Annotated in this window: 14 protein-coding genes and 1 pseudogene; 11 read left to right on the top strand and 4 right to left on the bottom strand. The window is 65.7% G+C overall.

The window, feature by feature from the left end:
* Positions 1-5 precede the first annotated feature (5 nt).
* Positions 6-365 carry a VOC family protein gene (locus PT015_RS14625; protein ID WP_285185371.1) on the bottom strand — a complete coding sequence of 120 codons (360 nt, stop codon included), beginning with the start codon at positions 363-365 and terminating at the stop codon, positions 6-8.
* A 263-nt stretch (positions 366-628) separates the two neighbouring features.
* On the opposite strand from PT015_RS14625, the gene PT015_RS14630 reads away from it, so the two are divergent.
* The 9 genes from PT015_RS14630 to PT015_RS14670 all read left to right on the top strand — a co-directional run bounded on the left by PT015_RS14630 (position 629) and on the right by PT015_RS14670 (position 7,940).
* The gene (locus PT015_RS14630) at positions 629-904 is read left to right on the top strand and encodes a hypothetical protein (protein ID WP_285185372.1); all 276 of its coding nucleotides are present in this window, start codon (positions 629-631) and stop codon (positions 902-904) included.
* A gap of 9 nt (positions 905-913) precedes the next feature.
* Complete coding sequence (locus PT015_RS14635) at positions 914-2,266, top strand: TetR/AcrR family transcriptional regulator (protein ID WP_285185373.1); 1,353 nt, start codon at positions 914-916, stop codon at positions 2,264-2,266.
* Positions 2,267-2,420: 154 nt separating this feature from the next.
* Positions 2,421-3,467: a zinc-binding alcohol dehydrogenase family protein gene (locus tag PT015_RS14640; RefSeq protein WP_285185374.1), complete on the top strand. Its 1,047-nt coding sequence runs from the start codon at positions 2,421-2,423 to the stop codon at positions 3,465-3,467.
* Positions 3,468-3,485: 18 nt separating this feature from the next.
* A complete protein-coding gene (locus PT015_RS14645; protein WP_285185375.1) occupies positions 3,486-4,166 on the top strand; it encodes a haloacid dehalogenase type II in 681 nt (226 codons plus the stop codon).
* A 62-nt stretch (positions 4,167-4,228) separates the two neighbouring features.
* Complete coding sequence (locus tag PT015_RS14650) at positions 4,229-4,744, top strand: methylated-DNA--[protein]-cysteine S-methyltransferase (protein ID WP_285185376.1); 516 nt, start codon at positions 4,229-4,231, stop codon at positions 4,742-4,744.
* Between the two features lie 7 nt (positions 4,745-4,751).
* Positions 4,752-5,225 carry an RNA polymerase sigma factor gene (locus PT015_RS14655; protein ID WP_285185377.1) on the top strand — a complete coding sequence of 158 codons (474 nt, stop codon included), beginning with the start codon at positions 4,752-4,754 and terminating at the stop codon, positions 5,223-5,225.
* Positions 5,218-5,820 (top strand): methylated-DNA--[protein]-cysteine S-methyltransferase, encoded by a 603-nt coding sequence (locus PT015_RS14660; RefSeq protein ID WP_285185378.1) that lies wholly within the window; start codon positions 5,218-5,220, stop codon positions 5,818-5,820. Before PT015_RS14655 ends, PT015_RS14660 begins: the two co-directional genes overlap by 8 nt.
* Positions 5,817-6,422, top strand: coding sequence for a hypothetical protein (locus tag PT015_RS14665; protein ID WP_285185379.1), 606 nt, complete (start codon positions 5,817-5,819; stop codon positions 6,420-6,422). Before PT015_RS14660 ends, PT015_RS14665 begins: the two co-directional genes overlap by 4 nt.
* 69 nt (positions 6,423-6,491) lie before the next feature.
* Positions 6,492-7,940, top strand: a complete 1,449-nt coding sequence (locus PT015_RS14670; RefSeq protein WP_285185380.1) for a dihydrolipoyl dehydrogenase family protein — start codon at positions 6,492-6,494, stop codon at positions 7,938-7,940.
* A 9-nt stretch (positions 7,941-7,949) separates the two neighbouring features.
* Here the strand turns inward: PT015_RS14670 and PT015_RS14675 are convergent, their stop codons facing one another.
* Positions 7,950-9,008: an NAD-dependent epimerase/dehydratase family protein gene (locus PT015_RS14675; RefSeq protein WP_285185381.1), complete on the bottom strand. Its 1,059-nt coding sequence runs from the start codon at positions 9,006-9,008 to the stop codon at positions 7,950-7,952.
* Positions 9,009-9,099: 91 nt separating this feature from the next.
* Here PT015_RS14675 and PT015_RS14680 point away from each other — a divergent pair, with 91 nt between their 5' ends.
* Together PT015_RS14680 and PT015_RS14685 are read left to right on the top strand one after the other, a co-directional pair.
* Positions 9,100-9,903 carry a lysophospholipid acyltransferase family protein gene (locus tag PT015_RS14680; RefSeq protein ID WP_285185382.1) on the top strand — a complete coding sequence of 268 codons (804 nt, stop codon included), beginning with the start codon at positions 9,100-9,102 and terminating at the stop codon, positions 9,901-9,903.
* A gap of 62 nt (positions 9,904-9,965) precedes the next feature.
* The gene (locus tag PT015_RS14685; RefSeq protein WP_285185383.1) at positions 9,966-11,393 is read left to right on the top strand and encodes a WS/DGAT/MGAT family O-acyltransferase; all 1,428 of its coding nucleotides are present in this window, start codon (positions 9,966-9,968) and stop codon (positions 11,391-11,393) included.
* Here the strand turns inward: PT015_RS14685 and purQ are convergent.
* Both purQ and purS read right to left on the bottom strand, forming a co-directional pair.
* Positions 11,390-12,063 (bottom strand): annotated as a pseudogene (gene purQ / locus PT015_RS14690) (phosphoribosylformylglycinamidine synthase subunit PurQ). The gene PT015_RS14685 and the pseudogene purQ sit on opposite strands and share 4 nt — an antisense overlap.
* The gene (gene purS, locus PT015_RS14695) at positions 12,060-12,299 is read right to left on the bottom strand and encodes a phosphoribosylformylglycinamidine synthase subunit PurS (protein WP_285185384.1); all 240 of its coding nucleotides are present in this window, start codon (positions 12,297-12,299) and stop codon (positions 12,060-12,062) included. Before purS ends, purQ begins: the two are co-directional and overlap by 4 nt.
* Between the last annotated feature and the right edge of the window lie 46 nt (positions 12,300-12,345).

The raw sequence follows: 12,345 nt of genomic DNA on the forward strand, positions 1-12,345 counted from the left end.
CAGGCTCACTCCGGCGGTGGCTCGAAGAGCTGGAGGTCATTGCCTTCCGAGTCCTTGAACGAGGCGATACGCCCCCACGGGTGCGAGGCGACGTCGTCGACGAACTCGACGCCGGCCTCGGTGAGCCGCACGACCTCGTTGAACAGGTCGCCGTCCGGATGGAAGGTGACGACCGCCCCGCCGGTGCCGTCCCGGTGGGTCGCTTCGCGAGCATTCAGCCCGATCGTCAGGCCGTCGGCGCTTAGTTCCGACCAGTCATCTCCGGTCGACTTCACCGTGAGCCCAAGGATGTCGCCGTAGAACCGGACTGCACGGTCCATGTCGTCCACCGGCATCCACACGGTGGCGACGCCTCCGTTAGTCATGTCTTCTCCCATACGTATCGACTGCGTTTCGACTTCGCTTGACTACCCGCTGATGAGCAATTTTAGTTAAGAAGTTAGGGGTGTTTATTTTCCCAAGGCGGCCTGATGCGCCCGATTGAAAATCGCTATCACCTCCGAGGTGCTGCTTAGTGGTGGTTATCTGACGTTGTTCTTCAACCCGATCGACGGAGTGACGTACACCGGCGTTCACCCTCGAAGCGGGTCGACATACCTATGCAAGGTTCGCCGCAGGCTCGCGCGTGATGCTGATCTTCACGGTCAAGCTGCTGCAGCGCGATCGCGACTGTCACCCGGTGGAGCTGCCATATCAAGGCACGTCGATCCCCAAGCGGCTCAACAAACTTGAACTGGGGATCGCCCGGATTGAGGGCAGTCCGCTAACCGCCGATCCGGAGGCGGAAGACAAGCCGCTGTCCGATGCGGCCCGCGCCAGTGAGCGCCGCGCCCTGGCCGCACTGCGCGATACCAGGATCGAGACGGACATCGCAATCGAGACTAAAGGTTTGCCGCCCAGGTAATCTGACTCGATGGCGCAGCGGAAGGCCAGCGACGAGTCGCGTCTCACCCCTAAAGGCCGGGCCACCCGGGACCGCATCGTGCAGGCCGCCGCCGAGCTCATCGTCGCTGACGGTCTCGCGGCGACAAGCATGGAGCGAGTTCGAAACACCGCCGCTGTCAGTGGTTCTCAGCTTTCCCACTACTTCACCGACAAGAACGCGCTGATCCGTGCCGTGATCAGGCGGCAGAGCGACATCGTGCTCGACTTTCATCGACAGCCGGCACTGAACGACCTGGGATCGATCGCCGACTTCGAACGCTGGATCGACCTGAACATGCGCTATCTGCGCCAGATCGGCACGTCGGGCGGCACACCGACATTCCATGCTCTGGCAGCACAGTTGGCCAAATCAGACGATGCCGTCCGCGCGACGCTGGCGGACGCGTACCAAAGCTGGATCGACGTGTTGCGGTCGGCCGTACAGCGGTTGAAGAAGCGGAATGTTCTTGTAAGCCAAGCTAATCCGCGGCAAATTGCAATGGCAATCGTCGGCGCACATCAAGGTGGAGGGACGCTCAGCTTCACCTACGGCGCGCAATGGCCGCACGCCGAAGCCACTCGATTCGCCGTCAACTACTTGCGACTCTTTGCTGTCGAGCCGGCCGAGCGTCGTGGCCCGCGGACCGGCCGGCGGCGTCGCCGAGCCGCACACAGCGATGGTGTTGATGATGCATTTCCATTGACGCGCAAAGGGTTAGCCACTCAATCACGCATCGTGTCCGCCGCCGCCGCGTTGATGTTCGAGCGCGGCGCGCCCAACACCAGTGTCGAAGATGTGCGCACCGCCGCAGGCGTGAGCGGGTCACAGATATCGCATTACTTCCGCGACAAGCGAGACCTCGTCCGGCATGTCGTCGCGGCCAGGCGCGCCGACGTGGTCGCGTTCCATACCCAGCCGAAGCTAGGTGGGTTGGCGACTCTTGCAGACCTCCAAGCATGGGCCGCGGCTTGCTTCGATGAAGTGGACACGGTCTACCGGAAAGGCGGATGCGTATACGGGTCGCTGGCCGGGGAGTTGATCGACTCCGACGACGAGGTCCGGGGTGATCTCGCCGTCGGCTATGACGAATGGCTCGAATTGTTCGAAGCCGGACTTGGCGCGATGCGGCGACGGGGAGACCTCCACCCAGAGGCAGATCCACGCCATCTGGCGGCATCGCTCGTCGCCTCGCACCAGGGCGGGGCGATGCTCACGCACGTCTTGGGTGAGGCGGCGCCGCTCCGAGCGGCCGTCGGCGCTGCGCTCGCGTACGTCGAATCGTATGCGGTCGCACCCCGGTCCGCGCGAGCGTCGAAGACTCGGCGCGAGGCACGCGAATAGTGCCTGCGCACAGTGTTTTCGGCGTCGACTCGACGGACTCCCGGCAGCCGGGAGTTCTGTTCGGCGTGTCCAATGCCATCTGAGACTGGACACCCTGGATGGCCGCGCTCATAATAATGGGCTATATAACCCATTATTTGTGAAGGATCGCGCTGTGACAGTTACCGACTCCACCAACACGCCGCCGGCACCCGCGGTGGTACGGGAAGCCTCGGGCGGGGAGACGATGCGGGCGATCATCCTCAATGGGTTCGGCGGACTCGATCGCCTGGTGTACTCCGAGATACCGAAGCCGGCACCCAGGCACGGTGAAGTCGTCATCGAAGTCCGCGGTTTCGGCATCAACCACGCCGAACTCCACATGCGTCGCGGCGAATGGGCCGAAGCAGCGGAAGTCAGTGGGATCGAATGCGTCGGCGTCGTCGATTCGTGCCCCGGCGGCGAGTTCCCCATCGGGGCCAAAGTCGCGGCCCTGATGGGCGGTCTCGGCCGGACCATCAATGGCAGCTATGCCGAATACACCAGGGTTCGCGCGGCGAATGTCGCCCTCATCGAGTCCGAATTGCCGTGGTCACAACTTGCGGCACTGCCAGAGACGTACGCCACCGCCTGGACATGCCTGTTCCGCAATCTCAAGCTGTCCGCCGGTCAGACTCTGGTAATCCGCGGCGCAACATCGTCATTCGGGCAGGCGGCGGTGAAGATGGCAGTTGCCGCGGGCGCGCGTGTCATCGCGACCGCTCGCAGCCAAAGTCGTTTCGCGCTGCTCGAGGAACTCGGAGCTACCCGGGTCGAGGTGGAGTCGCGAACGTTAGCCTCGGGAATCGCGGAGGCCAAACAGATCGACGCGGTACTCGATCTCGTGGGCAACAGCACCATCCTGGACTCGCTGGACATGCTGCGCCGCGACGGCACCGCCTGTCTGGCCGGCTGGCTCGGCGGACTCGATCCGATCGCTGACTTCAATCCGCTATTGCGGATGGCCAGCGGTGTCAACTGGTCGTTCTTTGGCAGCTTCGTCTTCGGTAACCCGGGGTTCCCGTTGTCCGACGTGCCGCTGCAGGACATTGCCGCGCAGGTGGCTTCGGGACAGTTGGAGGCTGCGCCGTCGCGCGTCTTCACCTTCGATGAAATCCACGAAGCGCACCGCACGATGGAGTCAGGCGGGGCCGGCGGAAAGATGGTTGTCGTCATCGAATGAGAACCGAATGATGGCACCATGACCCCCGCGCCGTCCGTCCTGGTGTTCGACGTCAACGAGACGCTGATCGACATCGAGTCGATGGCGCCGTTCTTCGAGCGCCTTTTCGGTGACTCCTCGGCGATGAGGATCTGGTTCGGCCAATTGGTCATGTATTCGATGTCGGCGACGTTGTCGGGCCGTTACGTCGACTTCTTCACTCTCGGCCAGGCCGTGTTGCGGATGCTTGCAACCACTGCCGGCGTGCACGTGACCGATGACGATGCGCTGACACTCAAGCACTTGCTGCTCACCATGCCCGCGCACCCCGATGCCAAAGACAGCTTGGAAGTGTTGCGAGACAGCGGTTTGCGACTGGTTACACTGTCCAACTCGCCGCCCAACCTGGACGGGCCCACCCCGTTGGAACACGCTGGGCTGAGTCATTTGTTCGAGCGGCAATTCAGTATCGACGAAGTACGCTCTTTCAAACCCGCTCCGGCGGGATATCGCTACGTCAGTGAGCAGCTCGGCGTCGATCCGGCCGAATGCATGATGGTCGCCGCCCACGTGTGGGACACCATCGGCGCCCAGTCCGCCGGGTTCGGCGGCGCATTGATCACCCGCCCGGGTAACGCGGAACTGCCGGTCGCGGGCCTGCCGCGCCCGACGATCGTCGTCACCGACCTGCGCGCGCTGGCCGCCCAACTCGGCCGATAGCGACCTCACATTGCGGGCGTGCCAGTCGTCTACCTGATAGACAACAACTACCGGAGGTCATCATGTCCACTACGCGTCACACCGTCGTCGACTCGCCCATCGGAGCACTGACGCTGGTGCGAGACGATGAGGGCGTCACCGGGCTCTACTACCCCGGGCACTGGACCAACCCGGATCAGAACGGTTTTGGGCCACGCGTCGCCACGACTGAGGACGACGGCTTCGACGAGGCGGTCAATCAGTTGGCCGAGTATTTCGCGGGCGAGCGCCACGACTTCGACCTGCCGCTCAATCCCCTCGGCAGCAAACGGGCCCGCACGTTGTGGCAACTGCTGACCCAGATTCCATACGGTCAGACCACCACCTACGGCGCGCTGGCCCGCGGCATCGGCGACGGCATCAGCCCGCGGGCCATCGGCGGCTTCGTCGGCCACAACCCGCTGTCGATCTTCATCCCCTGCCATCGAGTCGTCGGGTCCACCGGCAAGCTCACCGGTTATGCCGGCGGCCTGGACCGCAAGCAATACCTGCTCGAGCTGGAGAAGGCTATTCCCGTTGCACCGCAGGCACTTTGGTAGTGCGACGGTGAAACCGCCGTTCGAGAGCGTCGTTACGGCCCACGGCGCCACGGTGCTGCGCGTAGTGCACGCGGTGCTGTGCGTTGCCGACGCCGACGACGCGTGGTCGGAGACGTTCCTGGCGGCGTTGAAGGCCTACCCCGACCTGCCCGCCGACGCGAACGTCGAAGCGTGGCTGGTCACCATTGCCCACCGCAAGGCGATCGACATTGCGCGCGCCACCGCACGACGCGCCACCCCGGTGCCCGAGACACCGGACCGGCCTAAGCACGCCGGTGACGACCACACGGACCTCACCGAAGCCGTCGCGGCGCTGCCGCCGAAACAACGCCAGGCGGTGGCCTACCACTACCTGGCTGGACTGCCCTACGCCGAGATCGCCACGATCCTCGGCGGCACACCCGCGGCTGCCCGCCGTGCCGCCGCGGACGGCATCGCGGCGCTGCGGCGCACTTACCCTTTGGAGTCTGACCATGAATGACATCGACCTGGCCTCGCACTACCCGGTCGGCGACGGCGACCTTGCCCGGTTACGCATCAAACTCGCGACCGCAGCCGCGCGTGACGACCTTCTCGACATCGCCTACCGCACAGTCGATTCACCGGTCGGTGCGCTGTTGATCGCCGCGACCCCGGCCGGGCTGGTGCGCGTCGCCTTCAGCAACGAAGGCCACGACTCCGTGCTACAAAACCTGTCCGACCGGATCAGCTCCCGCCTGCTGTATGCTCCCGGACGACTCGACGTCGTTGCCCGGCAACTCGACGAGTACTTCGACGGACGTCGGCACACCTTCGACGTACCGCTGGATTGGCAGCTCTCCAAGGGTTTTCGCCGGGTGGTCCTCGAACACTTGGCGCACGACATCCACTACGGCAGCACGGCGAGCTACGGCACGTTGGCCCGACTCTCGGGTTCTCCCAGAGCGGTTCGTGCCGTCGGGACGACCTGCGCGACTAATCCCATCCCGGTCGTGGTGCCCTGCCATCGGGTCGTTCGCTCGGATGGCCGCCTGGGCAACTACCGCGGCGGCCCGGTCGCCAAGCGGGTGCTTCTCGACCTGGAGGGTGCCGCGTGACGCCGGCCCGCAACCGAGTCTCGCCGCGCGGCAACATCATTGCCGCCCCTGGCCGCGGTCGATGGATGGGAAACCGGGGAAGATTGCACGAGGGCGCCGGCACCCGCGATGTCGTGCGTAACCACCGGAGTAGAGCCTGGATCACCTGCCTGCTCGAATTCCGCGGCCGCTACACGCGGCAGTGGGACCCGACGCACTACACCCAGTTGTTCTTTCTCGATGAGGCCGTCGCTCTGGCGGCCGGCCACCGGCCCTGTGCCGAATGCCGTCGCGGCGCTTACCACACCTACCGGCACGCCTGGCAGCAAAGCCACGGTGGCGCAATGCCTTACGCCAAGGAGATGGACGTCGTCCTGCACTGCGAGCGTACGGGACCATCACAAAAGGCGCTGTGGCGATCGTTGCCTGAAGGAACTTTTGTCGAAACCGATGACGGTCCGGCCGTCGTCATCCAGGATCACCTGACGGTCTTCAATGCCGATACCTATACGTACGGCCATCGACTAGCGGAGCCGGCAACGGATTCGGTGACCGTGATCACTCCGGCATCGAACGTCGCGGTTCTGAGCGCGGGCTATCAGCCGCAGATCGACATAGCCTGATTTATGGGTCGTATGACCCACTTAGCTGGAATCGCACTATGCTGGCCCGGAATCCAACGGAGGGGCGACATGGTTGCAGACCAGGACACCTACGACGTCATCGTGCTCGGAGCGGGCCCGGTCGGCCAGAGCGCAGCGGAGCGAGCTCGCTCCGCTGGTCTCAGCGTCGCGGTCATCGAGCGTGAATTGGTGGGCGGTGAGTGTTCCTATTGGGGGTGCGTCCCCAGCAAGGCCCTACTACGCCCGGTTATCGCGCTAGCCGACGCGGGTCGTATAGACGGCGCCCGCGAAGCCATTGCCGGGTCGGTCGACGTGTCCGGCGTCTTCGGCCGCCGCGACCGATATGTGAGCAACTGGGACGATACCGGCCAAGCCGCATGGGTGGCGAACATCGGTGCGACCCTTTTCCGAGGCCACGGACGCCTGGCCGGGCCTCGCCGGGTAGCGGTGACGACCACGGAAGCCGATCGGGTGACGCTCCTCGCGCGTCACGCCGTCGTGATCTGCACTGGAAGCCGTGCGGTGCTGCCCGATCTGCCGGGTATCGCCGAGGCTCGACCGTGGACCAATCGCAGCGGCACCGACAGCAGTGCGGTACCCGATCGCCTTGCCGTGGTCGGCGCGGGCGGAGTCGGCGTCGAACTCGCAACCGCGTGGCAAGGTCTCGGCGCTTCGGTCACTCTGCTCGCCCGCGGACCAGTCCTGCTTTCCCGCTTGGAACCATTCGTCGGAGAGTTGGTGGCAGACGGCTTGCAAGACCGCGGGGTCGATGTGCGGACGAACGTTTCGGTGGTCGGCCTGCGCCGCGCACGCCCAGACGGTTCACTGACGCTGGAGCTGAGTGACGGCGACACTCTCGAGGTCGACGAAGTGCTGTTCGCGACCGGCCGCGCTCCACTGAGTGACGACATCGGCTTGGAGACAGTGGGACTCACGCCCGGCAGCTGGCTCGACGTCGACGACACCTGTCGCGTCGCCGCGATCGACGACGGCTGGCTGTACGCGGCGGGCGACGCCAACCACCGCGCCCTTTTGACGCACGAAGGCAAGTACCAAGCACGAATCGCCGGCGCGGCGATCGCGGCACGCGCGACTGGACAGGCAGTGGACGATGCGCCGTGGGGTGCGCACGCCGCCACGGCAGACCGCCATGCGGTGCCGCAGGTCTTCTTCACCGACCCCGAGGCGGCGGCGGTCGGCCTGTCAGGCGATGAAGCGGAACGGGCTGGTTACCGCGTGCACATCGTCGACGTCGACATCGGCGATGTCGTTATGGGCGCGAAACTTTACGCGGACGGGTACACCGGCCGGGCTCGGATGGTGGTGGATGCCGATCACAAGTACCTGCTCGGCGTGACGTTCGTCGGTCCCGGTGTCTCGGAACTCCTGCACTCCGCAACCATCGCCGTCGCCGGCCAAGTGCCGATCAACCGACTGTGGCACGCCGTGCCGTGTTTTCCCACGATCAGCGAGGTGTGGCTGAGGCTTCTCGAGGCCTACCGAGATACGCAGCCTTGAAGCGTCCGGCTATTCCGGCCTGGGGTCGCCGAGTCGCGCACGCATCGCGCCCCACGGGTCGGCGTAGCGGCCCGGCGTATCGCGATACGCGGCCTGGCGTTTGAGAAACGCCCGGGCCAGCGGTGCGATCAACGCGATCGGGTAGCGCCGCCACCCGGTGGTCGCGCGCATCTCGGCCAGCATCGCTGGCCATGAATGGTGTTGGAACGACAGCGCCTGTTGCGCGCGCGTGGTGTCCAACCAGTCCGTTACGAACCAGTCATCCTCGCTGTCCGGGTCGCCCGGTCTACCGACCGGCAGCACGTTCGAGAGCCCGCGCGCCGCCGCCAACGCCGGCCCGACGTCCCGTTGCCGGAGCAGATGCGAGTCGTCGCCCGCAATCAACAGCGTCTCGCCGACAACGTCAGCCGTGGTCGCCGCGGCGAAAGCCGTCGCCACGTCGCGGACGTCGACGGTGTGGATCCGGCCGTCGGTCGGCAGCGTGCTCTCGAAGTACAGTGCGTCCCGGCTGAACGGGATCGCGCCCGGTACGACGCTCATCACCCCGCCGAGTCGCAGGATCACCCACTCCAAATTCGAAGCGCGTACTAGATTTTCGGCCTCGATCTTGTGGGCGCCGTAGAGATCCGACGCACGCACCGGGGAATCGGCGGTCAGCCGCTCGGGATGGCGATGCGGGTTGCGCGACCCGTACACGGCGTTACTCGAGGCCAGGATGAAGCGCGGCGGTCGTGGATGCGACTGCGCGGCGCGCACGAGCGCGGCGGTAGCGTCGACGTTGACACGTCGACCCAGTTCGCGGTTGCGGAAAATCGCCGGGATGATTAGCGCGGCGAGGTGGACGATCGCCGTCGGCGACTCCTCGGCGAGCAGGCAATCGACCTCGTCGGGCTTGGTGAGGTCGGCCCACCGAGTGGTCACCCCGGACGGCAACAACGCCGCCGCGGTGCGCTGATCCGGGGTACCGAGGTCGGTGACGACCACTCGATGCCCGTCCGCGGCCAGTCGGCGCACGGTCTGCGACCCGACTAGGCCGAATCCACCCGTGACCAGTACCTTTTCGGTCATTTTCCCTTGCCTACGCAGCGGATATGACGTTCTCAAAAATGGAGAGTATCATGCTCACGACGACGATCGACGACGATTCGAGGGCTCCAGCATGGCGGGCAGCAACGCGGAGAACCGCGAGACGGCTAAGTGGGATCCCGAGTTCACCAAGCAGGTCGCCAACACCGTCGGCCCGGTGATCAAGCAGTATCACCGCGCCGAGGTGCGCAACATCGAAAACGTTCCGGCCACCGGCGGGGCACTGGTGGTGTCCAACCACTCCGGCGGGATGCTCACGCCGGACGTGTTCATCTTTTCGCCGGCGTTCTACAAGAAGTTCGGCTACGACCGTCCCGTCTACACACTCGGCCATTACGGCATCTTCATGGGACCGTTGGACGGCATCCTACGACGACTGGGCGTCATCGAGGCCAGTCGCGAAAATGCCTCCACAGCACTGCATTCCGGCGCCGTGGTGTTGGTGTTCCCCGGCGGGGACTACGACTCCTACCGGCCGACGTTCGCCAACACCATCGACTTCAACGGTCGCACCGGCTACGTGCGTACCGCGATAGAGGCCGGCGTTCCGATCGTGCCGACGGTCTCGATCGGCGCCCAGGAGACCCAGCTGTTCCTGACCCGCGGCCACTGGCTGGCCAAGAAACTGGGAATCACCAAGGCGCGCATGGACATTCTGCCGATCAGCGTCGGCTTCCCGTTCGGGCTGAGCATGATCTTTCCGCCGAACCTGCCATTGCCGTCGAAGGTGGTCACCGAGGTGCTCGAACCGATCGACATCACCAAGCGCTTCGGGAAGGACCCCGACGTCGACACGGTCGACGAGTACGTCCGTTCGGTGATGCAAGCCGCGCTGGACCGGTTGGCCAAGCAGCGCCGCTTCCCGATCCTGGGCTGAATGCGCCATTTCGCGGTTTCGCCAGCTCCGAAGTGCTTGCATGAGCGCACGGAGGTGGGCCGATGAAACGACTCAACGGCATGGACGCCATGCTGCTCTACAGCGAGACGCCCAACCTGCACACCCACACGCTCAAGGTGGCGATCGTCGACCCTGAGGCCGCCGACACGGAATTCAGCTTCGAGGCGTTCCGGCACCATCTGCTGCGGCGGCTGCATCTCCTGGAACCGTTGCGCTACAAGCTCGTTGACATCCCATGGCGGTTACACCACCCGATGTGGCTGGAGAACTGCGACGTCGACCTCGACTACCACCTGCACCGGGTCCAGGTGCCCGCGCCCGGCGGTCGCCGCGAACTCGACGCGATCATCGGGGAGGTGGCGTCGACGCCGCTGGATCGCAGCCGCCCGTTGTGGGAGTTCCACATCGCCGAGGGATTGGCGGGCGGACGGTTCGCGCTCATCGGGAAGATCCATCACGCCCTCGCCGACGGCGTCGCCTCGGTGAACCTGCTCGCCCGCGCGATGGACCTCAGGGGCGCGCCGACCGACGAACGCGACAACGATGAGGCGGGCGTCAGCCCGACGACGGCAGGTCTGCTGGTCGCCGCCGGGCGCGATCACATCCGGCAAATCACCGATCTTCCCGGTCTGGTCGGCGATGCGGCGAAAGGCTTCACCCGGGTGCGCCGGCGCACGAAAGAGCGCGGAGATCATCCCGACCTCGCCGACGCCTTCGATGCCCCGCCGACGTTCCTCAACCACGTGGTGTCACCGCAGCGCCGGTTCGCCACCACGGCGCTGCGCCTGGCCGACGTCAAGGCCACCTCGAAGGCACTCGGTATCACCGTCAACGACGTGGTGCTCGCGACGGCTGCGGGTGCGCTGCGCCGGCTGTTGCTGCACTACGACGGCAAAGCCGACCGGCCGATCATCGCGTCGGTCCCCACGGCCACCGACAAATCGGACCGCGTCACCGGCAACGAGATCAGCGGGCTGTCGATTTCACTGCCCGTGCATGTCGCCGATCCGGCCGAACGGGCCCAGCTCGTCGCGCTGGCCACCAAGATCGCCAAGGAGGACCATGAGATCCTCGGCCCGAAGCTGTACGGACAGTTGATGGGTTACCTACCGACGGCGATTGCCCCCGCGGCGTTCCGCTGGCTCGGCCGGCGCGATGCGCCGAACAAGATGATGAACGTGGCGGTGTCCAGCGTGCCCGGGCCGCGCGAACGCGGCCACTTCGCGGGTGCGCCGGTCAGCGAGATCTACTCGACGGGGGTGCTGTCACCTGGTGCCCCGGTGAACATCACCGTCTGGAGTTATGTCGACAAGCTCGGCGTCGCGGTGCTCACCGACGACGAGACCTTCGACGACCCGCACGAGGCCACCGAAGCACTCAGTGCGGCATTCGGTGAACTACGTTGCACCGCTGGACTTTCCGCGCAAGATAGTCCGGTCGACCTGATGGCCGAGCACGCACTGCGCTAGGCCGTCAGAACTGCGTCGAGCGCCGAGTAGAACAGGCCCAGACCGTCGTCGGACGGCCCCGTCAACGCCTCGGTGGCGTGCTCGGGGTGGGGCATCAGGCCGACGACGCGGCCGTTGGCCGAGCTGACACCCGCGATGCCACGCAGCGAGCCGTTGGCGTTGTCGTGGTAGCGGAAGACCACCCGGCCCTCGCCTTCCAGCTCGTCGAGCACCGCGTCGGAGGCCACGTACCGGCCCTCGCCGGACTTCAACGGGATCAGCAGGTCCGCGCCCTGCTCGTAACGCGACGTCCAGGCCGTCGACGTCGATTCCACCCGCAGCCAGACGTCACGGCAGACGAAGTGCAGGCCGAGGTTTCGGGTCAGCGCCCCGGGCAGCAGACCTGCCTCGCAAAGCACCTGAAAACCGTTGCAGATACCCAGAACCGGCAATCCACGCCCCGCGGCGGCGACCACCTCGCCCATCACCGGGGCGAACTTCGCGATGGCGCCGCAGCGCAGGTAGTCGCCGTAGGAGAACCCACCGGGCACCACCACGGCGTCGACGCCCTTCAGGTCGGCGTCCGCGTGCCACAGACTGACGGCCTCGGCGCCGGCGAGCCGCGCGCGCGCGCGGCGTCGACATCGTCCAGCGTCCCGGGGAAGGTGATGACGCCGATGCGGGGCGTCACTGCGGCTCTCGGCTGACGGTCCAGTCTTCGATCACCGTGTTGGCCAGAAGCGACTCGGCGATCTCGGCCAACGCCGCGTCGTCGACGCTGTCGTCTACCTCGAGCTCAAACCGCTTGCCCTGTCGGACATCCGAGATGCCGCCGTGGCCGAGCCGGCCCAGCGCACCGACGATCGCCTGGCCCTGCGGGTCGAGAATCTCGCCCTTGGGCATTACGTGCACAACCACCCGGGCCACCCGCACTCCTCACTACTGTCTTGGCTGCTCGGCGCCAACTGTACCG

Source organism: Candidatus Mycobacterium wuenschmannii, from assembly GCF_030252325.1.
In the GTDB taxonomy this organism is placed as follows: Bacteria; Actinomycetota; Actinomycetes; order Mycobacteriales; family Mycobacteriaceae; genus Mycobacterium; species Mycobacterium wuenschmannii.